General features: G+C 57.6%; 27 protein-coding genes and 1 pseudogene. 9 read left to right on the top strand and 19 right to left on the bottom strand.

What is annotated here, in order from left to right; genetic code table 11:
- Positions 1–41: 41 nt before the first annotated feature.
- The 9 genes from BN4275_RS00475 (at position 42) to BN4275_RS00515 (ending at position 7,846) form a co-directional block, all read left to right on the top strand.
- The gene (locus BN4275_RS00475) at positions 42–917 is read left to right on the top strand and encodes a transketolase (RefSeq protein WP_066452510.1); all 876 of its coding nucleotides are present in this window, start codon (positions 42–44) and stop codon (positions 915–917) included.
- On the top strand, positions 908–1,855 hold the full coding sequence (locus BN4275_RS00480; protein ID WP_066452511.1) for a transketolase family protein: 948 nt from the start codon (positions 908–910) through the stop codon (positions 1,853–1,855). The genes BN4275_RS00475 and BN4275_RS00480 overlap by 10 nt, the downstream gene beginning before the upstream one ends.
- Before the next feature lie 268 nt (positions 1,856–2,123).
- Positions 2,124–2,837, top strand: coding sequence for a GntR family transcriptional regulator (locus BN4275_RS00485; protein ID WP_066452512.1), 714 nt, complete (start codon positions 2,124–2,126; stop codon positions 2,835–2,837).
- Positions 2,838–2,985: 148 nt separating this feature from the next.
- Positions 2,986–3,456: a low molecular weight protein-tyrosine-phosphatase gene (locus tag BN4275_RS00490; RefSeq protein ID WP_066452513.1), complete on the top strand. Its 471-nt coding sequence runs from the start codon at positions 2,986–2,988 to the stop codon at positions 3,454–3,456.
- 93 nt (positions 3,457–3,549) lie between these two features.
- Positions 3,550–3,912: an ArsR/SmtB family transcription factor gene (locus BN4275_RS00495; protein WP_066452652.1), complete on the top strand. Its 363-nt coding sequence runs from the start codon at positions 3,550–3,552 to the stop codon at positions 3,910–3,912.
- Positions 3,913–3,940: 28 nt separating this feature from the next.
- Positions 3,941–4,159: a cation transporter gene (locus BN4275_RS00500; RefSeq protein WP_066452514.1), complete on the top strand. Its 219-nt coding sequence runs from the start codon at positions 3,941–3,943 to the stop codon at positions 4,157–4,159.
- 41 nt (positions 4,160–4,200) lie between these two features.
- Positions 4,201–6,048: a heavy metal translocating P-type ATPase gene (locus BN4275_RS00505; RefSeq protein WP_066452515.1), complete on the top strand. Its 1,848-nt coding sequence runs from the start codon at positions 4,201–4,203 to the stop codon at positions 6,046–6,048.
- A gap of 152 nt (positions 6,049–6,200) precedes the next feature.
- Complete coding sequence (locus BN4275_RS00510; protein WP_066452516.1) at positions 6,201–6,932, top strand: ABC transporter ATP-binding protein; 732 nt, start codon at positions 6,201–6,203, stop codon at positions 6,930–6,932.
- Positions 6,929–7,846: a SufB/SufD family protein gene (locus BN4275_RS00515; protein ID WP_066452517.1), complete on the top strand. Its 918-nt coding sequence runs from the start codon at positions 6,929–6,931 to the stop codon at positions 7,844–7,846. The genes BN4275_RS00510 and BN4275_RS00515 overlap by 4 nt, the downstream gene beginning before the upstream one ends.
- A 151-nt stretch (positions 7,847–7,997) precedes the next feature.
- On the opposite strand, the gene BN4275_RS00520 is transcribed toward BN4275_RS00515, so the two are convergent.
- From BN4275_RS00520 to BN4275_RS00605, 19 genes and pseudogenes are all read right to left on the bottom strand, one after another.
- Entirely contained in the window at positions 7,998–8,177 is a 180-nt protein-coding gene (locus BN4275_RS00520; protein WP_066452518.1) for a FeoB-associated Cys-rich membrane protein, read from the bottom strand.
- A gap of 84 nt (positions 8,178–8,261) precedes the next feature.
- The gene (gene feoB / locus BN4275_RS00525) at positions 8,262–10,421 is read right to left on the bottom strand and encodes a ferrous iron transport protein B (protein WP_066452520.1); all 2,160 of its coding nucleotides are present in this window, start codon (positions 10,419–10,421) and stop codon (positions 8,262–8,264) included.
- A gap of 61 nt (positions 10,422–10,482) precedes the next feature.
- Complete coding sequence (locus BN4275_RS00530; RefSeq protein ID WP_066452522.1) at positions 10,483–10,704, bottom strand: FeoA family protein; 222 nt, start codon at positions 10,702–10,704, stop codon at positions 10,483–10,485.
- Entirely contained in the window at positions 10,701–10,925 is a 225-nt protein-coding gene (locus BN4275_RS00535) for a FeoA family protein (protein WP_066452527.1), read from the bottom strand. The genes BN4275_RS00530 and BN4275_RS00535 overlap by 4 nt, the downstream gene beginning before the upstream one ends.
- A 215-nt stretch (positions 10,926–11,140) precedes the next feature.
- Entirely contained in the window at positions 11,141–11,995 is an 855-nt protein-coding gene (locus BN4275_RS00540) for a LacI family DNA-binding transcriptional regulator (protein WP_341423366.1), read from the bottom strand.
- A gap of 12 nt (positions 11,996–12,007) precedes the next feature.
- Positions 12,008–12,139, bottom strand: a pseudogene (locus BN4275_RS17775) (LacI family DNA-binding transcriptional regulator); the annotation flags it as partial.
- Positions 12,140–12,206: 67 nt separating this feature from the next.
- Positions 12,207–13,211 carry a 3-dehydro-L-gulonate 2-dehydrogenase gene (yiaK, locus tag BN4275_RS00545; protein ID WP_066452530.1) on the bottom strand — a complete coding sequence of 335 codons (1,005 nt, stop codon included), beginning with the start codon at positions 13,209–13,211 and terminating at the stop codon, positions 12,207–12,209.
- Between the two features lie 228 nt (positions 13,212–13,439).
- On the bottom strand, positions 13,440–14,549 hold the full coding sequence (locus tag BN4275_RS00550; protein ID WP_066452531.1) for a glycerol dehydrogenase: 1,110 nt from the start codon (positions 14,547–14,549) through the stop codon (positions 13,440–13,442).
- A gap of 14 nt (positions 14,550–14,563) precedes the next feature.
- A complete protein-coding gene (locus BN4275_RS00555) occupies positions 14,564–15,547 on the bottom strand; it encodes an electron transfer flavoprotein subunit alpha/FixB family protein (protein ID WP_066452532.1) in 984 nt (327 codons plus the stop codon).
- Positions 15,544–16,323, bottom strand: a complete 780-nt coding sequence (locus BN4275_RS00560; protein WP_066452533.1) for an electron transfer flavoprotein subunit beta/FixA family protein — start codon at positions 16,321–16,323, stop codon at positions 15,544–15,546. Before BN4275_RS00560 ends, BN4275_RS00555 begins: the two co-directional genes overlap by 4 nt.
- A gap of 25 nt (positions 16,324–16,348) precedes the next feature.
- Entirely contained in the window at positions 16,349–17,452 is a 1,104-nt protein-coding gene (locus BN4275_RS00565; RefSeq protein ID WP_066452535.1) for a (Fe-S)-binding protein, read from the bottom strand.
- Between the two features lie 23 nt (positions 17,453–17,475).
- Positions 17,476–18,900: an FAD-binding oxidoreductase gene (locus BN4275_RS00570; RefSeq protein WP_066452654.1), complete on the bottom strand. Its 1,425-nt coding sequence runs from the start codon at positions 18,898–18,900 to the stop codon at positions 17,476–17,478.
- Between the two features lie 86 nt (positions 18,901–18,986).
- The gene (locus tag BN4275_RS00575; protein WP_066452537.1) at positions 18,987–20,270 is read right to left on the bottom strand and encodes a TRAP transporter large permease; all 1,284 of its coding nucleotides are present in this window, start codon (positions 20,268–20,270) and stop codon (positions 18,987–18,989) included.
- Positions 20,271–20,273: 3 nt separating this feature from the next.
- Complete coding sequence (locus BN4275_RS00580; protein WP_066452538.1) at positions 20,274–20,765, bottom strand: TRAP transporter small permease; 492 nt, start codon at positions 20,763–20,765, stop codon at positions 20,274–20,276.
- Between the two features lie 111 nt (positions 20,766–20,876).
- Positions 20,877–21,956 carry a TRAP transporter substrate-binding protein gene (locus BN4275_RS00585; RefSeq protein WP_066452541.1) on the bottom strand — a complete coding sequence of 360 codons (1,080 nt, stop codon included), beginning with the start codon at positions 21,954–21,956 and terminating at the stop codon, positions 20,877–20,879.
- A gap of 72 nt (positions 21,957–22,028) precedes the next feature.
- The gene (gene xylB, locus BN4275_RS00590) at positions 22,029–23,552 is read right to left on the bottom strand and encodes a xylulokinase (protein ID WP_066452543.1); all 1,524 of its coding nucleotides are present in this window, start codon (positions 23,550–23,552) and stop codon (positions 22,029–22,031) included.
- A gap of 38 nt (positions 23,553–23,590) precedes the next feature.
- The gene (locus BN4275_RS00595) at positions 23,591–24,415 is read right to left on the bottom strand and encodes an SDR family NAD(P)-dependent oxidoreductase (RefSeq protein ID WP_066452545.1); all 825 of its coding nucleotides are present in this window, start codon (positions 24,413–24,415) and stop codon (positions 23,591–23,593) included.
- 26 nt (positions 24,416–24,441) lie between these two features.
- Complete coding sequence (locus BN4275_RS00600) at positions 24,442–25,311, bottom strand: MurR/RpiR family transcriptional regulator (protein WP_066452547.1); 870 nt, start codon at positions 25,309–25,311, stop codon at positions 24,442–24,444.
- 476 nt (positions 25,312–25,787) lie between these two features.
- Entirely contained in the window at positions 25,788–26,849 is a 1,062-nt protein-coding gene (locus BN4275_RS00605) for an FAD:protein FMN transferase (RefSeq protein ID WP_066452549.1), read from the bottom strand.
- Between the last annotated feature and the right edge of the window lie 24 nt (positions 26,850–26,873).

Genomic DNA, 26,873 nt, shown 5'->3' on the forward strand with positions numbered 1-26,873 from the left:
CGCCTACAGAAGGCCCCCTCCATTATGAAAGGATGATGACCATGAAATTGACCGCCGCGGAATGCGATTCCCTGCAAAATTACTGCGCCAAATTCCGTCGGGATCTGATCAAACAGCTCCACAGCATCCAAACCGGGCATCCCGGGGGATCGCTCTCCTGCTGCGAAATCCTGACGGTGCTCTACTTTGCAAAGGCAAACATCGCCCCGTCGAACCGCTCGGATCCGGAACGCGACTGGATAGTGCTCAGCAAAGGGCACGCCGCGCCCATGCTTTACCGCATCCTTGCGGAAAAGGGCTTCTTTCCCAAAGAGGAGCTCGCCACCCTCCGTCAGGCCGGCAGCCGCCTGCAGGGGCATCCCTGCCCGTCGCAGGTGATGGGAAAGAGCCCGAACGCCGCGACGGGCACGATGTGGCGGCGTGAGCTGCCGTCCGGCCCGCTCGGCGCGGCCTATGCCGCCTGCGTGGGCGTGGCGCTTGCCAATAAGGTTTCCCAACGGAAAAATTATGTCTACGCGGTGCTTGGCGACGGCGAATGCAACGAAGGCGTGATCTGGGAAGCCGCGATGTCGGTGAGCAAGTTCGGTCTTGACCGCCTGATTACGATTGTCGACCGCAACCATGTTCAGCTCGACGGCACAAGCGATGAAATCCTGCCGCTCGGCGACCTCGCCGCAAAATTCGCGGCGTTCGGGCTCTTTCCCATCACCTGCGACGGGCACGATGTGGCGGCGCTCTCTGACGCGATCGACACGGCCAAATCCGCTGGGAAGCCCTGTGTCATCCTTGCGGAAACGGTCAAAGGCAAGGGAGTTTCTTTCATGGAAGGCAAAAATGAATGGCACGGCAAGCCGATTGGAGACGCGGACTATGCCAAAGCGACGGCGGAACTGGGAGGTAACAAATCATGGGAATAACAATCCGTGAGGCTTATGGAAACGCGCTTGCCAAATACGGGCGCGGGGACGACCGGATCGTAGTACTCGACGCGGATGTTTCCTCCTCCACCAAGTCCGGTATTTTTGCCGCGGCCTGCCCGGAGCGGTTCTTCAATGTCGGGATTTGCGAGCAGAATATGGTGGCGATGGCGGCCGGAATGGCCGCAGCGGGAAAAATCCCGTTTGTCAACACCTTTGCGGTTTTCCTCGCAACGCTCGGTTCGCTTTCCGCGCGGGAGCTGATTGCCTACGCAGATCTCAATGTAAAACTGATAGGCGCTTATGGCGGCCTTTCCGATTCCTATGACGGCGCAAGTCATCATTCCATCGAAGACCTGGCCTTTTTCCGCGCGATTCCAGGCATGACTGTCCTGGTGGCTTCGGATGAAGTGCTGACCGAAAACCTCATCCGGCTGGCTGTCGAAACGCCGGGCCCGATGTACATCCGCCTTTCCCGTGACGAAATGGAGCACCTCTACCCGAAGGATGAAACCTTCGCCATCGGCAAGGGCAAGGTTCTGCGCGACGGGTCGGATGTAGTCATCTTTGCCTGCGGCGTGATGAGCGGCCGCGCGCTGGAAGCCGCAAAGCTGCTCGCGGAGAAAGGCATTCGCGCCGCGGTGGTTGACCTGTTCTCTCTGAAACCTGTCGACGCGGAGCTGATTCGCCGCTACGCGCAAAAAACCGGGGCAGTGGTTGCCGCGGAGGAGCACAACGTGATCGGCGGGTTGGGGAGCTCCGTGGCCGAAGTTCTCGCGGATGCCGGGCTTGGCGTCAAGCTGGAAAGAATCGGCGTGCAGGACACTTTCACCGAAAGCGGTTCCTACGCCGCACTTTCAAAAAAATACCATCTGCTGCCGGAAGATATCGCCGCCGTCGCAGAACGCGCGGCCGCAGCCAAGAGGCAGCATCCGTAAACGCTTCAAGGCGCCGGAGGACGCGCTGCCGCAGGCCCTTCAACCGATTCCTCTGATATAAAATGAACAGCCGGTTAAACCGGCTGTTCATTTTATATTACGCTGCGGACATATCTTACAGAGGCTTGCATTTAGCCGGATGATTGCAAATTTGACATGTTACTGTTTGGAATTTACAGATTGACGTTTCATGCTTGGTTATATATAATACAATTAAACTGGTAATAATCGTAACACGTTAGATGGTAATTGTATAAGAGGTGACACTATGGAATGGACCGACAATACACCGGAAGTCAAAATCAGCAAAGTTTTACTAAACAAGCAGGTGTATAATATTCTTTTTGACTGGATCGTGGAGGACCGTCTCAAGCCCGGAACCAAGCTGAGCGTTGCAAAGCTGAGTGAGGAACTTGGCGTCAGCCGCTCCCCTGTGGCCGCGGCTTTAAGCTCCCTTGAGCGGGACGGTTATCTGGAAATCAAGCCGCAGTACGGGACTTTTGTGCGGGAACTTACCTTTGAAGAGCTGGATGTCATCTATCAGGCACGCGCGGCACTCGAGCGGGTGGTTGTGCTCTGTGCAACCCGTAAGGCGAGTCACCGCAGGCTGATGGAATACCGGCAGCGGTTTGAGGCATATCAAAATATGCAAACTTTCACCGAGGGGCATCTGCGTGAGATCTTCGATCTGGATATCGAGCTTCACAATTATTTCGCTGAGTTCCTGCCGGAGGTCGTCTGTAAGGAATATACAAATATCTGCAATCTGACAAGGCGCAGCCGCCTTTTGAATCTCAATCACTCGATGCAGAACAAAAGCTCCTCCTTCGTATCCGAAAATATTGTTGTCCACATCAAAATTATTGACGCTATGCTGCAGGGAGATGTGGGAATGGCAATCAGCCTGGTGGAGGAAGACGTCCTGTCAACGAGGGACAACGTGCTGAAAATAAAAACTTTTTCCGCTCCCGGCGGACACTGAAGCATACAGCTCAAATCAAGCCAAAGCAAGCCTGCGCGTTTTTCATACATCAATATATGTTGTCTCACTACCACAAAGCATGCTATAATAACAATTATGTATCGGCTTAATTAATCGCCTAAAATACTTGATTTTTGAGGGGCAGTTTATGATTAAAGTCCTATTTGTCTGCCACGGCAACATCTGCCGCAGTCCGATGGCCGAATTTATTTTCCGTGATCTCGCCGCAAAACACGGGGTCAGCGCCGCCGTCCAAACCGCGTCCGCCGCCACAAGCGCCGAGGAAATCGGCAACCCGGTCTACCCCGCCGCCAAATGCAAGCTGCTGGAGCACGGCATCACCTGCGAAGGCAAGCGTGCGGTCCAGCTGACCCGCGCCGACTATGAAAATTACGATTACCTGATCGGCATGGAAAACCGCAACCTCATAAACATGCAGCGGATTTTAGGCCCGGACAAAGACCGCAAGGTTTTCCGGCTGCTCGATTTCTCCCCCCGGCCGCGTGACATCTCAGATCCATGGTATTCGGATGATTTTGACACTGCTTGGAAAGATATCTGTGAAGGCTGCGAGGCGCTGCTCCAATATCTGGCCAAACGCGGTGAACTCTGCGCATAAAATTTTTCAAACCGCCCGGAAAGGTGTTGACTTTTCCGGGCGGTTATATATAATAATATATGAACAATATTTCATATGAATGGTTGTGAAGATATGCTTGATCAAAACGACGTTGAACGCTGCGAATACATCCACGCGCATGAAGATATCATCCGCAAAGTCACCCAGGAGATGCCGGAAGATGAAATCCTTTATGATCTGGCCGAACTTTTCAAAATTTTTGGCGATTCCACCCGGATCAAAATCCTCTATGTGCTCTTCGAATCCGAGATGTGCGTCTGCGACATCGCGCAGCTTTTGAACATGACCCAGAGCGCCATCTCCCACCAGCTGCGTGCGCTCAAACAAAGCAAGCTCGTCAAATACCGCCGCGAAGGCAAAACCGTCTTTTACTCCCTTGCGGATGGACATGTCCGCACGATCATCAACCAGGGCATGGAACATGTCGCTGAATAGAATGAATCTTTCATTGGAGGGATATCTTATGAAAAAGCACTTTAAACTGCAGGATCTCGACTGTGCAAACTGCGCCGCCAAGATGGAAAACGCTGTGAAAAAGCTGGATGGTGTAAACGACGTTGCCATCAGCTTCATGACCCAGAAAATGACCATTGACGCGGACGACGCCCGTTTTGACGAAATCATGCGCGAAGTCGTCAAAACCTGCAGAAAGATCGAACCTGACTGTACCATCTGCCTGTAATTTTCCGCATCCCGAAATTGCGACGATAGAGGGGTTATACGATGAATAAAAAACAAAAACTGACCTTATACCGGATTCTGGGCGCCGCGGTGCTCTTTGCGGCGGCGCTGCTGCTCCCGGCGCAAGGACCGCTGCGGTTGGTTGCCTTTCTGGGGCCTTACGCGGTCATCGGCTACGACGTGCTCTGGCGCGCGGGCCGCAATATTTTTCGTGGGCAGGTCTTTGATGAGAACTTCCTGATGGCGCTGGCTACAGTTGGCGCATTCTGCACCGGAGAATATCCGGAAGGCGTGGCCGTTATGTTGTTCTACCAGGTTGGTGAACTCTTCCAGAGCTATGCTGTAGGCCGTTCCCGCCAGTCGATTGCCAGCCTCATGGATATCCGGCCCGATTATGCCAATATCGAGCGGGACGGACAGCTCCTGCAGGTTGATCCGGATGAGGTCGCGGTCGGCGATGTGATTGTTGTCAAGGCGGGAGAAAAGATCCCGCTTGACGGCGTGGTGCTCGAGGGCGCCTCGGCGATCGATACCGCCGCGCTCACCGGCGAATCGCTGCCGCGAAACGTAGAGTCCGGCGACGACGTGATCAGCGGCTGCGTAAACCTCAGCGGCCTCATCCACGTGCGGGTCACCAAGGCGTTTGGAGAGTCCACCGTGGCAAAAATTCTCGATCTCGTGGAGAACGCAGGCAGCAAAAAGGCACGTGCCGAGAATTTCATCACCCGGTTCGCCCGCTGGTATACGCCCGCAGTGGTCACCGCGGCCCTGCTGCTCGCAGTGATCCCGCCGCTTACGATGGGGCTGCCGTGGTCCGACTGGGTCCACCGGGCACTCATCTTCCTGGTCATCTCCTGCCCATGCGCGCTGGTCATTTCGGTGCCGCTCTCCTTCTTCGGGGGGATCGGCGGCGCCTCAAAAACCGGTATTCTCGTCAAGGGCGGCAACTACCTCGAGGTGCTCGCGGACACCGAAATCGTGGTCTTTGACAAAACCGGCACTCTGACCAAAGGCGTTTTCAACGTCACCGCGATCCATCCGGACGAATTCTCGGAAGCCAAGCTGCTCGAACTGGCCGCTTACGCGGAATGCTTTTCCGACCATCCAATCTCCCGCTCGCTGCGGGAGGCCTACGGCATGGAGATCGACCAGAGCCGCGTCACCGGCGTGGAAGAACTCTCCGGCCGCGGCGTACGCGCCACGGTTGGCGGACAGATGGTCTGCGCGGGCAACGACAAACTGATGGACGAAATCGGCGTGGCATGGCACCCCTGCCATAAAGTTGGAACCACCGTTCATGTGGCGGTCGACGGGGCCTATGCCGGGCACATCGTCATCTCCGACGAACTCAAGCCCGATGCGAAAGCGGCAATCGCCGCGCTGAAGGCGCAGGGCGTGCGTAAGACGGTCATGCTGACCGGGGACGCGAAAGCGGTCGGCGAAAGCGTGGCAAAGGAGCTCGGGCTCGACGAAGTCCACGCCCAGCTGCTGCCCGCCGACAAGGTCGGCCGGGTCGAAGCGCTCCTTTGCGAAAAGTCCCCGAAGGGCAAGCTTGCCTTCGTGGGTGACGGCATCAATGACGCGCCGGTCCTTTCCCGCGCCGACATCGGCATTGCGATGGGGGCGCTCGGTTCCGACGCGGCGATCGAAGCGGCTGATATCGTGCTGATGGATGACAAGCCGTCGAAAATCGCTTCCGCTATGCGCATCTCGAAAAAAACGCTGCGTATCGTGCGTCAGAATATTGTCTTTGCGCTTGGCGTCAAGGCGTTGGTTCTCATACTGGGTGCGTGCGGCCTTGCGAACATGTGGGAAGCTGTCTTTGCTGATGTGGGCGTATCGGTCATCGCGATCCTCAACGCTTCCCGCGCGCTGCGTCCCGACAAATGACCAAAAAGCCCGCTTCGGCGGGCTTTTGAGCGCCTTGGGCAGCTTGACTTTTTCTGCTGCCGGGCCTATAATTTTGTTACGTATCAATCGCGGCTAGATGAAAGCGGACAGGCCTTCCAAACCGGCCCGTCCTGAAATGAGGGACAATATCATTGCTTACACTCGAACAGATCACATGGGGCGCTCCTGGCGGGGAACGCGTCCTGAAAGGCGTTGACCTTTCGATCCCGGACGGCAAGCTCATTGTCGTCACCGGGCCGAACGGCGGCGGCAAGACTACCATCGCCAAGCTGATCGCCGGGCTTGAAAAGCCCGATTCCGGCCGTATCCTGCTCGACGGAGAGGACATCACCGGCCTTGATATCACCGGGCGCGCCCGGCGCGGCATCAGCTACGCCTTCCAACAGCCGGTACGCTTCAAAGGCGTGACCGTGCGCGACCTGGTCGAACTGGCGGCAGGCGGATCGCTTTCGGAGGACAAACTCTGCGAAATTCTCAGCCGGGTGGGGCTATGCGCCCGGGAATATGTCGACCGCGAGGTAAACGGCAGCCTTTCGGGCGGCGAAATCAAGCGTATTGAAATCGCAACCGTGCTCGCGCGGCACACCCGCATCTCCATCTTCGACGAGCCCGAAGCGGGCATCGACCTCTGGAGTTTCTCGAATCTCATCAGTGTCTTTCAGGAGATGCGCGAGAGCCTGGATGGGACGCTCATCATCATCTCGCACCAGGAGCGGATCCTCTCGATCGCGGACGAGCTGGTTGTGATCGCTGACGGGCTTGTACAGGAGCGCGGCCCGCGCGATAAGATCCTGCCAAAGCTGCTTGGCGGCGAGGAACGCTGCGGCCATTGCCCCAACCTGGAGGAGGGAACTGCATCATGAATCATGTCACTCAGGAGCTGCTCGCGGCTGTTTCCGATTGGGCCGGCTCTTTTTCAGGCGCGTTTAATATCCGCGAGGACGGCGGATGCGCGGGCCGCCAATCGACCGAACACGTCAAAATCGAACCCAAACAATTTCAGCCGGGCCTTGATATCCGCATCCTGCCCGGGACCCATGGTGAAACGGTTTCGATTCCCGCCATCGTCACTCACGGCAATGTGGATGACCTGGTCTACAACGACTTCTTTGTCGGCGAAGGCGCTGACGTGACCATCGTCGCGGGCTGCGGCGTGCATACCGAGGATGCCTCGGCTGCCCGACACAACGGTATCCATCGCTTTTTCCTTTCGAAAGGCGCGCATGTCCGCTATGTGGAAAAGCATCTCGGGACCGGCCATGGCACCGGTCTGCGGTCGATCGATCCGGTCACCGAAGCGACCCTTGAAGAGGACGCGGTGCTCGAGATGGACACCTCCCAGATCGGCGGCGTGGACCGCACGACCCGCACTATGAAGGCGACGGTCGGCCCGCGCGCCAAATTGCTCATCCACGAACGCCTTTTGACCGAGGGCGATCAGCAGGCCAAAACGGATTTCGAAGTCGTGCTCGATGGCGAGGACTCCGGCGTCGATCTCATCTCCCGTTCGGTGGCGCGCGGCAATTCCCATCAGGCCTACCGTTCCCGTATCGTCGGAAACGCGCGCTGCACCGGCCATTCGGAGTGCGACGCCATCATCGCGGACAACGGCACGGTGGACGCCGCCCCCGAGCTCACCGCCAGCCATGGCGACGCGGCCCTCATCCACGAAGCTGCTATTGGCAAGATCGCGGGTGAGCAGATCCTCAAGCTGCGCACCCTGGGGCTCACCGAATCGGAAGCCGAAGCGAAGATTGTCGCCGGGTTCCTCAAATAAACATCACCGCAAAAGCGGCCCGCCGGAGATTCCCGGCGGGCCGCTTCTTGTATCCGTCTTTTTTTGGAGGTGTTCCCCGGCCGGGCCCATTTTACAGCAGCATTGGGCCCGGCTGGGGAACGGGGTTAAATCAACTTTGGAAGCGGCAGGCTCATCTGCCGTCATGGGATGGGGCGGGCGGACTGCTTTCGCTTTTGCAGCCGCAGCATCCGCGCCCGCCTTTGCAGCCGGAGCAGCCGACACATTCACCGTTTTTGGCCTTGCGGAAAGCGTATCTTGCCGCAAAGAACATCAAAAGCACCAACCCGCCAAAGATCACCCAGGTAATCATAAAAGCCTTCCTTTCCGCCGCGCCATCCAATGTCGTTCCCGTCGGCCCCGCGGCGAGGCGGCCGGTCTTTTTCCGTTATTTTCTTCAGGCATTCACGCCAACCGGAAGCGCTTTGGGGTTCTTCTTATCCGGATTGCAGCTTCGGAAAAGCAGCCACAGCAGCACCGCCACACATATAAGCGCCAGCACCTGCCCAATCCCGAACGGCACTCCGTAGAACAACGCCCCACCCAGCTGGTTGATGATGAAGCCCATCACATACGCCATACCGGTCATATAGCCGATTGCGAACCAGGTCCATTTTGCGCTCATCATCTCGCGCCGGATCGCCCCGATTGCCGCGAAGCAGGGCGCGCAGGTCAGGTTGAACACCATGAAGGCCAACGCGCTCGCGCTGGTTGTGAACAGCCCCGGCAGCGCCGCCAGCAGCGCGGGGTCGTCCTCGGCCACTTCGCCAAGCCCAAACAGCACCCCAAAAGTTGCAACCACATTTTCCTTTGCGACAAGCCCGGTCACACTCGCGACAGCCGCCTGCCAGTTGCCGAATCCCAACGGAAGGAACAGCGGCGCGAGCACGCCTCCGATCGCCGCCAACATGCTGGCGTTCTGGTCGTCCACCAGGCCGAACCCTTCCGGGCCAAAGCCGAAGTTCTGCAAAAACCAGATGACCCCGCAGGCCACAAAGATCACCGTACCGGCTTTAATGATAAACGCCTTGCCGCGCTCCCACATGTGGATCAGCACGCCCTTCGGCGCCGGAAAGTGATACTGCGGCAACTCCATGACGAACGGCGCCGGATCGCCCGCGAACATCTTTGTTTTTTTGAGGATGATGCCCGAGATGATCACCATGAAGATTCCGAAGAAGTAGGTCGCCGGCGCCATCCAGGTGATCTTTGGGAACACCGCGCCCGCGATCAGCGCAATAATCGGCAGCTTCGCCCCGCACGGGATAAAAGTCGTTGTCATAATCGTCATCCGCCGGTCCTTCTCATTCTCGATCGTGCGGGTCGCCATAATGCCCGGCACCCCGCAGCCGGACGAGATCAGCATCGGGATAAAGCTCTTGCCCGAAAGCCCGAATTTACGGAAGATGCGGTCCATGATGAACGCCACGCGCGCCATATACCCGCAGTCCTCCAGAATGGACAGGAAGAAGAACAGGATGAACATCTGCGGCACAAAGCCGAGCACCGCGCCCACACCGCCGATGATCCCGTCGACGAGCAGGCCGATGAGCCATTGCGCTGCTCCCGCGCTCTCCAAAAGGCCGGTCACAGCGGGCTGGATTGTCTCGGCAAACAGCGTGTCGTTCATCCAGTCGGTCACAATGGTGCCGAGCCACGAAACCGACACATAGTAAACAACATACATGATAACCGCAAAGATCGGCAGCGCCAGCCATCGGTTGGTCACCACCTGGTCGATCTTGTCCGAAACGGTCATCCCAGCGCGGCGTTTCTGTACACAGTTCTTGACCAGCCTGGCAATATACTGGTAACGTTCGTTGGTAATGATGCTTTCGCTGTCGTCGTCAAATGCCTTTTCGCAGCCCGCGATGATCTCTTCCACCTGTTTGCGCGCATCGACGGGAAGCGAAAGCTTCGCCATCGCTTTTTCATCCCGCTCAAACAGCTTGATCGTGTTCCAGCGCAGGCTTTCCGCCGGCACTATCCCCTCGATGAGACGCCCAATCTGTCCGAGCGCCTCCTCGACCTTTGCGTCGAAGGTGTGCTGCGGCGTTGTTTTCATCCCGGTCTTTGCCATTTCCACCGCGCGCCGGGCCACCTCATGCGACCCGGCCCCTTTTACCGCGGATGTTTCGATGATTTCGCATCCCAGCGCCTCGGAAAGCTTTTGCGTGTCGATTGCATCGCCATTTTTCTTGACGATGTCGATCATATTGAGCGCGATAATCACCGGAATCCCCATTTCGGTCAGCTGGGTGGTGAGATAAAGGTTGCGTTCGATGTTCGAAGCGTCCACCAGGTCGACCACCACGCTCGGCCGCTCCTCCATGATGTAGTCCCGCGTCACTACTTCCTCCAGTGTGTACGGCGATAGCGAATACACGCCCGGCAGGTCGGTCACGATGACATCCTTGTGCCCTTTGAGCCTGCCCTCCTTCTTTTCCACCGTGACTCCCGGCCAGTTTCCCACGTACTGGCTCGATCCGGTCAGGTCGTTAAACATCGTCGTTTTCCCGCAGTTCGGATTGCCTGCGAGCGCAATCTTGATTGTCATATGCATCCTCCCCATCTTTGTTCCGTCGTTAGTCATTGCTAACCCGTGTTCGTAAAAATCTTCAGTCCACAAAGATATTCTGCGCGTCGCCCTTGCGGATCGACAGCTCGTAACCGCGCACCGTCACCTCAACCGGATCGCCCAGCGGCGCCACCTTGCGCACATAGATGGAGGCCCCTTTGGTGATCCCCATATCCATGATCCGCCGCTTAAGCGCCCCTTCGCCTCCAAGTTTGGCCACCGTGACCGTTTCCCCGCATTTGATTTCCCGCAATGTTTTCATGAGATTCCCTCCTCTATCATGATCCGGTTCGCCATCGCTTTGCTCAGCGCAATCCGGGTATCCTTGATATTTACGATCAGGTTCCCGCCTAGCTCGGACACGACTGTCACCTCTCCGCCTTCCACAAAGCCCAGGCTTTCCAGAAACCGCCTCGTTTCATCCTTTCCATGGATCATTTTCACTTTGCTCCGGCTGCCTGTCTGTGCCATTGTCAACGGCATAATCTTTACCATCCCTTTCTGTTAGGGTCTGCTAACTTTCTCATTAAAGACATGGGTTAGCTTGAACTAACCCTTTCTATTTATGTAGTTTACACTTGCTAACTTGATTTGTCAAGCATTTCCTAAAAATTTTTCCATCGCGTCTTTTTTCTCCACATGTTTGCCCGCGAAGAAAAACCGGGCCGCGCAGCCATTGCCGCGCGGCCCGGTTTTCCTTATTTTTTCAGGCTTTCCCGATAGACCACATCCACAGAAAGGGTCATCCGGGAGGCCGGCTTCACACCGCTGATCATATCATACAGTGTCCGCGCGGCGGTCATGCCCATAATCCCCATCTTGTTGTCAACCGAAGTGAGTTCCGGACTGCTGACCTCGGTGTAGACCGAATTGTTAAAACCGGCCACTTCCACATCCTGCGGCACCCGCTTGCCGAGTTTTTTCAACGCCTTGATGCCGCCGACCGCCGCGATATCCTCCCCGAAGAGGATCGCGGTGATCAGAGGATTGCGTTCGAGCAGCCTGCGAGTGGAATCCATGCCGCCTTCGATGGAACAGACCCCGCGGTGGATATTGTCCCGGTTGCAGGCAATCCCCATCCGTTCAAACGCCTCCAGATAGCCCTGACATTTCTGCCGGGAACTGGCGTTGTCAAAGTCCTGCACAAAACCGATCTGGGTGTGCCCGCGCCGCAGAAGGCTTGTCACGCATTCACAGACGCCTCCGCGGTCGTCACAGAGAATGCCGCAGACATTCGGCAGCGGCAGATAGCCGTTTGCCATGACGACCGGCGTTTCAGGCAGGTGCCTGGCAATCTCATTCTGGATATACCGGGTCTGAAAAACCGAACCGAGCAGCACCACGCCGTCCACCTTGCGCGCGCCCATCATGCGCAGGTAATTGCTCTGGCTTTCGGGCTCCTCGCCGGTATTGCAAAGCATGCAGCAATAACCCAGCCTGCTGAATTCCTGCTCGATGGTATAGGCGGTGTTGGAATGGTGCAGTTCCCGGATATCGGTGACCAGAATACCGATCGTGCGCATTGAGCTGCTCACAAGGCTCTGGGCGAACATGCTGGGGGTATAATGGTTCTCATCAAGCACTTTCTGTACCTTCAGACGGGTTTCCTCCCGCAGATTCTGCTTGTTGTTGAGCACCCGCGAAACGGTGGACGGCGAAACACCGGCCAGCTTCGCGATGTCGTAGATGGTCAATGTCGGTCCCTCCCGTCTTTTTCACATGCCGTTTTCCGGCATCGCATATCCGCCGCCTGTGCGGGCTGGATTACATCGCTTTGATCTGCGCCCAGATTTCCTCAAGGACCGGGATACCGTTTGCGAGGTTGTCACGGCGGGTCAGGATCTCCGGCTCTCCGGGATAGAGGATTTTTCCACCTTCTGTGGCCGGTTCGGAAGCTTTGATATCGTCGATGACCTCGTTGATCAGCATGTCGGAGATATTCTGTGCGGCAACATGGCGTGGATCGATCGCGATCAGCATCTGGGAGAGCGCATATTCTTCCTCACACTTTTTACCGACAGCGGTAACCGAAAGGCCGCCGGAAAGCACGGTCGCCACCAGGTCGAGCGCAATCGAGATACCGGAGCCCTTCCAGTAACCGATCGGCAGCACCCGCCAGGTCTTTTCGATCTCAGCCGGGTCAGTGGTGACGTTGCCATTGGAGTCATAGCCGCCGACAACCGGCAGCGGTATCTTTTTGAGCCGGCACTCCTCGATTTTTCCATAGGAGAACTGCGCCATCGCGCAGTCGATCACAACATGCTCGCCGTTCGAGCGCGGGATTGCAATGATGAAAGGGTTATTGCCGATGCGGCGGTCTTTGCCGCCCCAGGCGGGCATATTGGGCATCGTGTTGGTCCAGCAGATGCCGATGCAGCCTGCGTCCGCCGCCTGCCAGCCGAAATATCCGCCGCGCATCCAGTGGTTGTTGTTGCCGAGCGCCACGACGCCCACGCCATATTCGCCCGCAAGCTCCACCGCACGGTCCATGCAGCGCTTCGCATTGAGGTTTCCCATGCCAAGCTGGCCGTCCCAGCGTTCAAACCCTCCGCTTCCGCCAACCCTGATCGCTTTCTTGTCCGGCTTGATGTAGCCTTTTTCGATGTAGGAAACGACGCGTGGGAAGCGGTTGACGCCGTGGGAATAGACGCCGTCCACACTGTTGTCGGCAAAAATTTTCGCCGCTTCGAGCGCATCCGTTTCGTCAAAGCCTTTTTTGATCAGGACGCGGTTAAATTCTGCCACCAGTTCGTCATAAGGGATTCTCATATGTTTTCCTCCTCAAATTGTTGTAAAGTTCTGTGAAACCGGTTTTATGAATTTAATTTACCACACTTCCTGCAAATGTCAAGGAATCAACCCACATTTTCTCCCAACTTCATAAGAAGAAACCATTTTTCTTATTGCCTTTCCACAATATTCATGAAACCGGTTTTATTTGGTTTCAAAAATTGCCCCCGCCCGAAAACCGGGCGGGGAACGCAGTTCCACACTTTTTCAGGCACGGTAATACCGGCCAGCCGCATCCGCCGCTAAGATAGCGTTATAAACGCTGTCCTCGGTGATGAGGAACGGCTCCGCCTGGATCAGCTTATTCTCGACCGCTGTCTTATGCGCGATGATTCGCACATTCTCCGGTGTGGCCTCCACATTGAGGTCGCCGAGCGTGACCGGCAGACCCACCGCCGTCATGAAGCCGAGCACCTCGTCGACCAGTTCGCCCGGCGCGTTTTCCAGCATGAGCTGGCAGACCACGCCAAACGCCACCTTTTCCCCATGGTAGAACCGGTGGGTGGAAGGCAGCTCGGTGAGACCCGCATGGATACCGTGCGCACAGGCACAGCCTGTATTTTCAAAGCCCAGGCCGGAGAGCAGGGTATTCGCCTCGATGACATTTTCGACCGCTTCGCTGCAGCAGCCCGCCTCAAGCGAAAGCTTTGCACGCAGTCCGTCCGCCAGCAGGATGTCATAGCACATCTGCGCGATCGCCATGCCCGCCTTGCAGCGGCGGTATCCGCCGCCGATATAGTTGGCGCTGTCCGAACGGTCGTTGGCGGCGGCTTCGAAATAGGTTGCGAGCGCATCGCCCATACCGGAGACAAACAGCCGGACCGGTGCCTTCGCAATGATCTCGGTATCCATCAGTACCATCTCCGAGTGACGTTTATGCCGCACGTTTTTGACATAGACGCCGTCTTTGGTATAGATGACCGACATGGCCGAAGTCGGCGCGTCGGTCGAGGCGGAAGTAGGCGCGATAATCAGCGGAAGCCCCACTTCGTTTGCGATGACCTTCATCGTGTCGAGCGTCTTGCCGCCGCCCACGCCGACCAGTACGTCCGCGCCGAATTCCCCGGCGAGCCTGCCGACCCGCTCGAATTCCTCCTGGCAGCACTCGCCTTCGAATCTGATCGCCAGATATTCCGACTGGGTCGGGCTGTAGATGCCCGCAAGCCGGGCATTCAACCCGTCATATAAAAAACCGTCAATCAAAAAACAAACCTTCGGGCCGAAGCCGCTGGTATAACGTTCGAGATTGTCAAATTCACCCGGTCCCTGGATATATTTCAGCGGGCAGGCAAAGGCCCTTGTGCTTGTCGTAGTCATGATGTGCCCCTCCTTCAACTTTCTAACTGTTTCAGCAACAGATCCATCACTTCGATGCTGTCCGCGACGACCCCATAATCGGCGTGGTCGAAGATCGGCGCGCGCCGGTCGGTGTTGACCGCGATGATATAATCGGAGGCCCCCATCCCGGCGAGGTGCTGCACCGCGCCGGAAATTCCGAAGGCCAGATAGAGCTTTGGCCGCACCGTCACACCGGTTTGCCCCACCTGCGCCGCATACGGCGCAAGCCCAGCGTTGACCGCCGCGCGCGACGCGCCAAGCGGACAGCCGAGACGCCCCGCAAGCTCAGAAAGCTTCGCAAAGCCTTCCCTGCCGCCCGCGCCAAGCCCGCCCGCAACGATCAGCTGCGCGCCGGTAAGCGTCTGCGCGGGTGCTTCGCACACCCGGCGCAGCAGCCGCAGAGGAAGATCCAGCTTCGGAACCGCGAGCGGTTTCACTGGACCGGTGCGGGAATAATCGAGCACAGGCGCGGGCATCGCTTTCGGCCGAACCGTCGCCATCTGCGGCAGGCTCCCGGTGCCGACGATCTCGGCCAGAATGTTCCCTCCGAACGCGGGCCGGGTCTGCACGAGCAGATCCCCTTCCATCGCAAGGCCGGTGCAGTCGGCGGTGAGCCCGGCGCCGAGCAGCGCCGCCACCTGCGGGGCGGCCGCGCGGCCGTAAACGCCGTAAACGGTGGCGGGCAGCAGAATCGCGAGCGGCGGCGTCTCCTTCGCCGCAGCCGCCACGATCCGCGCGGTTTCATAAGCGGTGCGCACAGTGGACGCGGCCGGGGCCGCGCGGACAAAGTCCGCGCCCGCCGCAAACGCGGCGGATGCGGTATCCGCGCCGCTCATGAGCAGCGCGGATACCGCGGCCCCGGCGTGTCCCGCCAACTCCCGCGCTTTCCAAAGCAGCTCGCACGAAGCATCGGTCAGCGTACCGCCCTTTGTCTCACAAATCACCCAGATCTCATTGCGGCGGCTTTTCCCGTTCATCCGGTCACCTCCGCAAGTTTTTTGCAGATTGCAAAGGCGCCTGCCGGGAGATCCTCCGCGAAAGCGCATTGGCGCATCCCTTTTTCCGGCGAAAAGACCCTTCGCACCCGCGTTTTGGACCCCGCAAGCCCGGCCTCACCCTTTTGAAATCCCAGGTCACCGGCAAAAAGCCCCTCCAGCGGGACTTTCCGCGCGCGCCGCAGATCCAGAAGCGACGGCATATGTTCCTGCGCCGCGCCTTCGCAGATCGAAAGCACCGCGGGGAGCCGCACGGCGTATTCGTCGAACCCTTCCTCGTGCAAACTCGTGCAGAACGCTTCGTTTCCCTCAACGCCCAGGGAGAAGACATTTGCAAGATATGCCGCATCCAGCATCACCGAAAGCTCGCCGCCGACCTGCCCGGTCTCGCCGTCGATCGCCCGGCGGCCGCAGAGGATCAGGTCAAACGGGCCAAGACGCCGGACGGCACGGGAAAGCACCTGCGCAGTCGCAAAGGTATCCGATCCGGCAAAGAGCGGATCGCTCACCAGCACGGTCGCGTCCGCGCCCTGTGCCGCCGCGTGTGAAAGCACCGCGGCGGCTTTTTTTCCGCCCATCGAAAGCGCCGTAATGCTGCCGCCATGCACTTTTTTAAGCCGGTATGCCAGTTCCAGCGCGGCTGCGTCAGCGGGATTTAAAATCAGCGTGGCAGCGTCCCGCTGCAGGGTATGGGTGTCTTTGTCTAGCCCCACATCCTGTGTTTCGGGAACCTGTTTTAAACAGACGCAGATTTCCATGCTTTTCCCCCGCTTTTCATTTTGTTTACAAGCCGCAGGCTTTTGCCAGCAGCGCGAAAAGGTCTTCGACCGCGTGCCCCTTCGGGATGTCCGCCGAGAGGATCTCATAGTCGGATGGTGAAGCGGTGATCACCGTCTTTCTGCCGCACCGGTCGACATCCTCCCAGCGCCCGGCCGCCGTAAGCGCCACAATCTTCGGCGAGTGCGCTTTGACCGCCTGTTCTCCGCAGGAACGAACCATATCGCGGTTAAAGAACATCTCTTTCCACGCAATCCCCATTGCCGCGAGCAGGTCGCGTGCGGGCTGGGTCTCGTCGAGGTCGCGGGCCAGCCGGTCCGGGTCATGATAGGTCGCGTCCGCGACCGTGACCTTCGCCGGATTGAGCCTGCCCTGCGCGGCCAGCTCCGCAAAGTATGCGGTGGCGGTCACGACATCAGCGCCCAGTTCGATCCCCCATTGTGGATATTCCTGCTTCATGACGTTCGCGTCGGCCGGATCGAGCACGACCACGGTTTTCGCCCCGGCTGACGCGATCGCTTCCGCCAGTATTTTCGCACAGGCGGCTGTGTCGTCCACATAGCCGATCAAATCACCCAGCATGGCCCCGCTGGACGGTTCGTCGCGGAGCGTTGCGAAATCGACGCCCGCCGCCGCGAGCAGCTTCGCCGCCGTTTCCACCATCTGTGGGGTTTTGAGCGCGGCGGTCTCTCCCGCGTAGAGGATCACCTCGGCTTTGTCCTTCGACCAGGGGGACAGCACTTCGGCTTTCTTTTCAGACGGGATGCCCCAGAGATTCCCGGTTTCGGTGAGATTGTCGATAACCGCCTGCACATAATCCGGCACCACATCCTCAACGACCGCTTTTGTGCGGGCTTCGCGGATGAAGATCCGCGGATCGAAGCCGGTTTCACAGCCCGCGGCACAAGCGCCGCAAAGCAGGCATTCATACATATCTTCCGCCATCGACACCGAATATGCCTCGCCGTGGCCCGCCATATCGAGCAGGATTCCTTTCGCGCGCGGGGTATTGTTCTCCCGGCCGGTCTTGAGACCAATGGGGCACAGATGCCGGCACATCCAGCAGAACCGGCAGGCCTTTACAGTTTTGTTCGCTTTTTCCGATAACATGCGTCATTCCTCCTCTTCTGGCCTTAAAGCCCCAGCTTGCAGGGGTTCATGATGTGATTCGGGTCAAGTTTTTCCTTGAGCGCCTCGAATACCTGCATGCCGGGCCCATACTGTTCCTTCATGAGGTGGCCGAGCTTGATCCCCACGCCGTGATGGTCGTTGACCACACCGCCGTTTGCAAGGCTCGCACGCACGCTGACGTTCCAGATCCGGTTGTGCAGCTGGATGCATTCGACCGCATCCTCCGGCGGATGATCCATAATGAACCGGTCATAGATCATGCATCCCCATTCATACCAGTGGGAGAAATGCGCGATATAACGCACGCCTTCAAAGTTGTCGGCTATCGCTTTCTTTTTGGCGTGATAAATCTTTTCGATGTTGTCATAGGTGGCGACCGTGTCAAGCGTCCCGTACATCTTCGGCAGGTCGAGCGCGTGCCCGGGATAGAAAAAGGTGACGCGGCTGTCCCACCATTTCTCGCCGTATTCGTGGCCGAGGTCCTGCGCCTCATATTTGGCGCAGGTCTCCAGGATGATACGCTCCTCAATATCGACAATCTCGGTCATGCCTTCGACCGCGATGTTCATGAACGCGCCGGGCGCCGCAAAGCCGAGTACTTCCTTGATGATCGAAACGGTTTCCGCTTCGTCGTAAAGGCGCATGATCGAAGGCTTCACCTTCCGGAGGATGTCACGGCCGCAGGCGATGCCGTCGGTGACATTCTTGAAGAGGAACGCCCGAAAACGCCGCGTTTCCGGTTTTTCATAGAGCCGCAGGGTGACCTTGGTCATGACGCCGAGCGTCCCTTCGGACCCGATAAAAATCTGGGCCAAATCCGGGCCGGCCGCGTGCTTCGGCACCGGCGAGGACTCGATGATGTCCCCATTCGGGAGCACGATTTCAAGGCTCACGGTCATGTCGTCGATCTTGCCGTATTTGGTGGAGAGAACGCCGATGCCGCGGTGCGCAAGAAATCCACCGACCGTCGCGCAGTTCATTGAGCTCGGATAGTGCATCAGCGAATAGCCGCGTTCGTTCGCATACCATTCGAGCTGCTGAAAATTCGCGCCGGTTTCGACCGTCACGCACATCGAGTTGGGGTTGAAGTCGAGGATGCGGTTCATCCGTTTGGTGTCAAGCACGATGCCGCCCGCTACTGGAAGCGCGCCGCCCTGCGAACCGGAGCCGCCGCCCCAGGTCGTGACCGGTATCTGATAGTAGTTTGCGATCTTGAGAACCTTGGAGACCTCCTGCGCCGAGCCGGGACGCACCACAAAGTCCGGCTGCGGGGTGTTTTTGCCGCGGTCCTCCCACATGCGGCTGACAAAGAAATAGTCCACGCTATGTACCAGCAGGTCGCTCGAACGGGTGCTCACGTTCTCTCCGCCTACCGCGTCCTCCAGTTCGGAGCGGATAAACTGATATAAAAGCTCGTTGATTTGCATAAGGTAAAGCCCCTTTCCGATTTTTCGCCCGGCCATTTATGGGCGGAAAATCCATTTCCAAATAATCTGTGCGGGCAAGCCCCGCGCTAGGTGCCCATGAGCAGGTTCGGGATCAGGGTGACGACCTGCGGAACGAACAGGGTCAGAATCATCGTAAAGAGCACGAACAGCACAACCGGCAGTGTATAGCGGATCGCCTCCTTAAAGGGCGCTTCCGCGATGTTCATCGAGATGAACAGATAGAGCCCAACCGGCGGGGTCAGCCCGCCGACCACCGTGGCGATTGAAAAGAGCACGCCGAACACGAGCGGGTCCACGCCCAGCTCCAGCACGATCGGATAGATCACCGGCAGGATGACAACCATCGCCGCGATGGTTTCCATAAAGCATCCGATCACCAGCATGAGGCCGATGATGATGCAGACAACCACGGTCGGATCGGTGGAAATGGAGAGCATAATGCTCTTGATTGCGCCGCCGACGTTCTCCTTGGCGAAGATGTAGGCGTAGATGTTCGAAATACCCATCAGCATCATCAGCATGGCCGAGGATTCGATCGCCCGCTTGAAAATTTTATAGAGGTCCTTGAGGTGCAGCGTGCGGTAGATGAAACCGCCGCAAACGAGACCGTAGAGGCAGGCGATGATGCCGCTCTCGGTGGCGGTAAAAACGCCGGTGATGACGCCGCCGATGATGATAAGCGGTGTAAGCAGGGCAAAAAACGCTTTGCTGAACGATTTTCCAACCTCACGGAGGCTGAAGGTGCCGGTACCCTGGTCGATCTTATGCCTGCGCGCATACCAGTTGCACATGCCCATCAGCAGAAGGCCGATCAGGATGCCTGGCCCCAGGCCGCCGAGAAAAAGCTTTCCGACCGAGAATCCAGTCAGCGAGGCGAAAACGATCATGTTGATGCTCGGCGGAATGATCGGGCCAAGCGAACCGGAACCCGCGATCAGCGAGGCCACAAACGAACGGTCATAGCCGGATTCCTTGAGCTCCGGGGTACACAGCGACCCGACCGCCGCCATTGTGGCGGCGCCGGAACCGGAGATGCCCGCGAAGATCATATTGGCCAGCACACAGACCATACCGAGTCCGCCTTTCATCCAGGAAAGCAGCGAACGGCTGAAATCCAGAATGCGTTTCGACAGCTGCGCGCCGCTCAAAATTTCACCCGCCAGAATGAAGAGCGGCCCCGCCATCATCGGGAAGGAGTTGATCCCGCGGATCATCTGCTGGACCGCCATGAAAATCGGCACATCGCTGCCGAGCATCAAGGCCAGCACGCCAGAAAAGCCGATTGCAAAGCTGACCGGCACGCCGATGATCAGAAAAAGGATGAGAAATCCACCTGCGATCAGCAACATCGTTTATTTCTCCCCTTTCGCATATTGTCTCGCGTAAGCCGGGATGGTGGTGATATAGGACAGGATCATCATAACGATCCCGACCGGCACCGCGGAATAGATATACACATAGGAAATCGGCAGCGAGGCGGCCATCGAATTCCCGCTGCGCATCACCAGTTGGATCGACGCGGGCAGGTAGACGATCAGGAATACCACGCAGATCAGCCGCGCCGCGGTGAACAGGACCGACCGGGCCTTGTTGTTCTTCATGAAACCCAGCAGGATATCGACCGACACGTGGCCATCCACGCGGATGGTGAGCGCCGAACCGACCATGGTCAACCAGATGGCCGAGAAGCGCATCAGCTCCTCTGACCAGGGGGTGGAAACGCCGAATATGTACCGCCCAAAGATCTGGATACTGCCGAAGAACAGGATCAGCACAAACAGGACGATGCAGATCCAGGTCTGGACAATATCGATCCAGCGGTCTATCTTCAGCCATGTTTTCATAGCAACATCTCCCTACTACATGGTGGATATGGCCCGAAAGCAGGCTGTGCGGCTTTTAAGGGCCGCACAGCCGGATTCCAGATGGGAAGCCGGATGCTGTCGGAGCCCTTTTTACGCGTCGATGGCAAGCAGCTTGTCGATCAGCTCCTGGCAGTTGTTTTCCGCCGCGAAATCATCGTACATCTTTTGGCAGGCCGCGCGCATCTTTGCGCGTTCCTCGTCCGGCACGTCGTTGATCTCAACGCCCGCGTCCGCAATCGCCTTTTCCGCGATGTCGTCGAGTCCCTGCCGGTCGGCGATCTGTTTCGCCTGGCTTTCGGCCGCGCATTCCATGATGATTTCCTGCAGGTCAGCCGGGATCGAATTCCATTTTTCCTCGTTGATGTAGGTCGGATAGATCGCGCCAATGTGGCCCATGCGGGAATAGTAATTGGAAACCTCCTGAAGGTTGACGTTCACAAGGCCGACCGCGTCGGCTTCCGCCGCGTCCGCAACGCCCTGCTGCACGACGGTGTACGCTTCGCTCCACGGGGAGGTGACGACGGTGCATCCAAGCGATGTCCAGAGGTTGACGTAAAGCGGGGTCTCCGCGCAGCGCATCTTGAGTCCCTTGAGATCGTCAAGCTTGGTGATCGGACGGGTTTTTAAGATTGGCTGGCGGATGCCGTTCGAATAGCAGTTGAGCATCTTGAGACCGGTGCCCTCGAGCAGTTTGGGCAGCTCGGGCATGACGACCTCATTGATCAGCCGTTCCTGGGTTTTCAGGTCTTTGGAGAGGAACGGGAGCTCAAACGCGCCGATGATCGGCTTGTTGAGACCGGTAGAGAGCTCCGCCACACTCGAAAAGTTGATGTCGAGCGTTCCCATGACCGTCTGTTCGATCATCTCGCGCTGGGTCCCGAGCTGGCTTGACGGGAAAATGGTGATCTTCACCCGGCCGTTTGTTTTCTCTTCGACGAACTGTTTAAACTCCTCCGGCGCGATCGCAAGCGCGTGGCCGGGGTTCTGGATGTGACCGAAGGAAAGCTCGATCACCTCGCCGCTGTCCGCAGGCGCCGCATCCTTGGATTCAGCCGGCGCCGGGGCGCCGGAAGCAGCCGGGGCCGTGGAATTTCCGGAAGACGAACCGCAGGCCGCGAACGCCAGGACCATAACTGCTGCCAGTACCAGGGAAAGAATCCTTTTTTTCATTTGAAATCCTCCTTAAATAATTCGTCTCTATTTGTCTTGGCGGCTTTCCCGCCGCGCTAAAACAGGCTCTGATCAGTCGTTCGCGATTTCCTGCAGTTTCTCCCAGATGGGCGCGCACGACGCGGTCACCTCGCGGTAGACCGCAAAGAACTTCTCATACTTCGCGTGGTTTTCCATGTCCGGATAATAGGTCTTTTTGATCCGGTTGCACTGACGCACCGCCGTGACTTCATCTGGGAACACACCGACGCCTACCCCGGCCAAAAGCGCACCGCCAAACGAGGAGTCATCTTTTTCCGGCCGCACAACCGGCACCCCAAATACATCGCAAAGGATCTGGCACCAAAGCGGGCTTTTCGCGCCGCCGCCGATGAGCCGGATCTCCGAAGCGGCGCGTCCGGTCTCCTTCACCACCTGGAAGCAGTCATAGAGGCTGTAGGCAACCCCTTCGAGCACCGCACGCGCAAAGTAGCGTTTATCGTGCACCACGCTGATCCCAAAGAAATCGGCGCGGTAATTCGCATTGAAATACGGACAGCGTTCTCCCAGGATGTACGGGTGGAAGATAAGCCCCCGCGATCCGACCGGTACTTCGGCCGCCTGCGCGTCCATCAGCCGGTAAACGTCCTCCCCCTTCGTCTCGCAGGCCTCCTTTTCGACCGCGTAGAGCGCGTCGCGCAGCCAGCGATAGGAGGAAGCGCTCGCGTTGGTGCCCATACACATGTACCACATGCCTTCCACCGCGAACGGGTAGGTATAGCCTTTCGGATGCGGGTCGGCCTCCCGGAGGATCATATTGACATTGCCGGCGGTAGCCATCTTGACCAGCAGGTGGCCCTCCTCTACCGCGCCCGCGCCATAGTCCTCGGCCGCCGTGTCCGAGCAGCCCGCAATGACCGGGGTGCCTTCGCGCAGGCCGGTCAATTCAGCCGCCCGCTTTTGAACCGTTCCCGCGATCGCCTTTGATTTGATCACCTGCGGCAGAACCGAAACGTCCAGCCCGATCAGGTCACAGAGCTCCTTCGACCAGCAAAAGTTTCTCGCGTCATAGAGCAGGGTACCCTGCGCGTCGACATGGTCGGTATACCAATCGCCGGTGACAAAGTGCCGGGCGTAATCCTTTGTGAAAAGGATGTGACGGATCTTCCCAAAGCTTTCCGGATCATTTTCCTGAATCCATAAAAGCTGCGGCATCGTCCAGGTCGCGGTCGGCATCTGCATGCCGATTTGGAAGATCTTTTCGCCGTGCTCCGCACAAAGCCGTTTGGCCTGCCCCGCGCTGCGCTGGTCGTTCCACATGATGCACGGACGGATCACTTCGCCGTTCCCATCGAGCAGCACCGCGTTGTGGGTCGAAGCGGAAAAGCTCACTCCCGCGATCTCCGCGGCGTCAACCCCTTCTGTTTCCACGCAGCTTTTCACCGTGTTCACCAGCGCTTTCACCCAGTGATCCGGGTTCTGTTCCGACCAGCCGGGGTGCCGGTGGTCGGATGGGTATTCCTCAAACGCGGTTGCCTTCACATTGCCTTCTGTGTCGATGACTGTCGTTTTGCAGCCGCCGGTGCCAAAGTCCACGCCCATTAACAAACAACTCATGGTCTTTCTCCTCCCAGTTTTGTCTATAGAAAAGGGTTTTACAGTTTTTCAAATGGGGAAAGCATGCTGAGCCCGGCCTTGGCGCAGTTTGCGACCCCCGCATCGAGCGAAAGGTCAACGCCGTTGACCGCCGCGCCAAGCGTGCTGGCGAGGAAAAGCGCCGCGAAGGCGATCTCGTCCGGGTCTATCAGCCGGTGCTGCGGCACATAAGAGAGGATCAGCTCCCGCGCCGCCTCAATCGGAAGCCCGTGCAGCCCGGCCATGCGTTCCACCAGTGCGGTCCGGGTCATTCCGGTGTCCGCCCAGCCAGGACAGATGGCGTTCACAGTAATCCCATATCCGGCAAGTTCAAGCGCCCAAACCCGCGTCATGCCGGAAAGCGCCGCCTTGGTGAAGGTGTAGGGAGTGTACGTTTCCATGCCCAGCAGCGCCTGCACCGAGGACATGTTGATGATCCGGCCGCGGCCGCTTTTCTTGAGATACGGCACCGCGTATTTCGCGGCGAATGCCGCTCCGCGGATATTCACCCTGTAAAGCCGGTCAAGGGTGGACGTATCGAGTTGCTCAATCTCCTGTTTCGCGATGATCCCGGCGTTGTTCACAAGCACATCGATCCCCCCGAACGCCCCAGCTGTCGCCTGGGCCGCGGCTTTGGCCTGCGTTTCCTCGACGAGATCGGCCTGTATGAACCGGTAACGTCCCGGGTGCGCGTCTCCGGCAGCCTTCGCTTCGGGACTTTCCGAAAGATCCCAGTTCGCGACCGAGGCGCCGTTTTCCAGAAACGCTTTTGCAATCGCCAGCCCAATTACACCGGACGCGCCGGTAACTGCCACCCGGATGCCCGCCACATCAATTCCAATCATTGCGCTCCTCCTTTCCTTGATTTTCGTCAATATTTCTTCAGAGAAAGGCTTTGATCCACCTTTTCAAAATTCTTGATCGATTCCTCCCCCTTTTTCAAACATACATAGATGAACAGCGCGTCAATAATTGCGAGCTGCGCAATACGCGAGGTCAATCCGTGAACCCGGAATTTTGTTTCGGCTGCGCTTGTGAACAGCCTGATGTCCGAAACGTTGCCGCGGGTGATCGGGGATTTCCCGTAGTTGGTCAGGCAGATGGTGGTGGCGCCCTGTTCTTTGGCATAGCCAAGCGCTTCGACAATGTCGCGGGAATTGCCCGAATGGGAGATCCCAAGTACCACGTCGCCAGGTTTCAGCGAACTCGAAGCAATCATCTGAAAGTGGTTGTCGCAGTAAGCATTTGAATCGATGCCCGCCCGCAGGAATTTATGCGCGGCATCCATTGCGACCGGCGCCGAATTGCCAAGCCCGAATACGAGCAGGCGCCCGGTGTGCAGGATTGCATTGGCGGCCTTTTCAAATTCAGGGGTGCTCACCACCCGTTTGGTGGCGTTTATCGTTTCCACCGCGCTGTCGAAACTTTTTTCCAGGATGCTGCCGGCCGAATCGCTGGCGCAAACCCCTTCATGGATCTTTTCGAGCGGGGAAACCAAATCCTTTGCCACCCGGATTTTGAGATCCTGAAAGCCTTTGTAGCCCAGCTTTCGGCACATGCGGATAATGGTCGCTTCGCTGGAACCGGTGGCCTCCGCCACATCGGTGATCGATTCATAGATGATCCGGTCCTGGTTCACCAGGATGTAATCCGCCACCCGCCGTTCGGTTTTGGTCAGCTCCAGCAGTTTCTGGTCGATCGTCAGGCTGATCTGGGTATGGCTGGTCATTTTATCACCCATCGCTTTCACTTTTGAAGATTATTTTTATTTCTGCAAGTATCCTTCAAAAAGATTGATATTTTGGGGTCAATTTTGAATATTATTTTCAATTTGATTCTATGGGATTGAAAAATCAAAGTCAAACTGCTCAACATACCTGAATTTTATCAACTTTTTCGTTTCATTCTCTGAAAAATCACCAATTGAACTTGTCCTTTCGCCAAAGGCTTTGACAGTCTCGTGATATTTTTGAAAATGTTCTTCCATTAAATGTATGATGAACTTCAATCTTTCACAACTTTGCTGAATTTTCACTTGCCGGAGAATTTTTTCATTTTTCGCAGGGCCTGTCCAGCTTTGCGGAATTCCGCCTCCTTTTCAACCAAAGGCCGGTTCCAGGAGCCTATCCCATCCTATGCCTTTCTCACCCGAATCATGTCCTCCGAACAAAAAACCGGCCGCGTCCGCAGCCGGTTTTCCTTTTCACCAGTTCCCCGTTATTTTAAAATAAAATCGTCAAATCCGTCCGTCATCTTCTGTGTTCCATCCGGCATCACCCACAGCGCCTCGATGTCCGGGAAGCGTTCGGCCAGGCTATGTCCCTGCGTGTACGGCAGGTTGTAGAGCGCGGTTGAAAGCGCATCCGCAGTCCCTGAGTCCTTTGCGATCACGCTGACCGCCCAAAAATACCGGGCGGGCATCAGCGTCTTTGGATCGATGATGTGATGGTACTGCACGCCGTCCACCGTATAATAACGCTGGCTGCCGCCGCTTGTGACAAGCGACCGGTCGCGCAGGCCAACCCGGCAGAGATATTTCCGCCCGCTCTGATGATCGGGATTCTGCACGCCGACCCGCCACGGCGCGCCAAAACCGTCCATCCCGCCGACCGCGCAGACATTGCCGCCCACACTGACCAGAAGGTTTTTGATTCCCTGTTCCCGCGCGCCGCGGCAGACCCGCTCCACCGCGTAGCCTTTTGCGATCGCACCCACATCAAGGCGCATCTCCGGATCGGCAAGAAATACGGTCGATGCCGTTTGGTCAATCTCTATTTTTTCGATATCGGTATGCTGTGCGGCGGCGCGCAGCGCTTCCATCGCCGGAAGCGTCGCATGTTCCGGGTCGTCAATCCCTCGGATGCGGAACTCATGCCAGATCGAAAGCACGCTTCCAAACGCGACGTTCATCTCTCCGCCGGTGCGGACATATAGCTCCTTGGCCTCCAAAAGCAGATCAATGATCCGCCGATCCACCCTAACCGGCGCAATCCCAGCCAGGTCGTTTATCGTTTTGAGGTTTGCTACGCCGTCATACGTATGGTAGATATCATAAAGTTGATGGTAGGCTTCCAGCTCGTCGTGGATTAGCTGCGCATTGGCGGTGAATGTTTCTTTGCTGCCGCCGTATCCGACGATGGTGGTCACCGTGTCGAACAAGGAGAGGAAGGTGGCCTCATAGCGCGGGAGCCTTGCCGCTTCGGTCCGGCCGCCGCATCCGCCCTGCGATACAGCCAGGCAAAAAGCCGCAAAGCCCACTATCCATCGTCTCTGTCCCATACGGCACCTCGAAAAAAGACGGGA

It is taken from the genome of Anaerotruncus rubiinfantis (assembly GCF_900078395.1).
Lineage (GTDB): Bacteria > Bacillota > Clostridia > Oscillospirales > Ruminococcaceae > Anaerotruncus > Anaerotruncus rubiinfantis.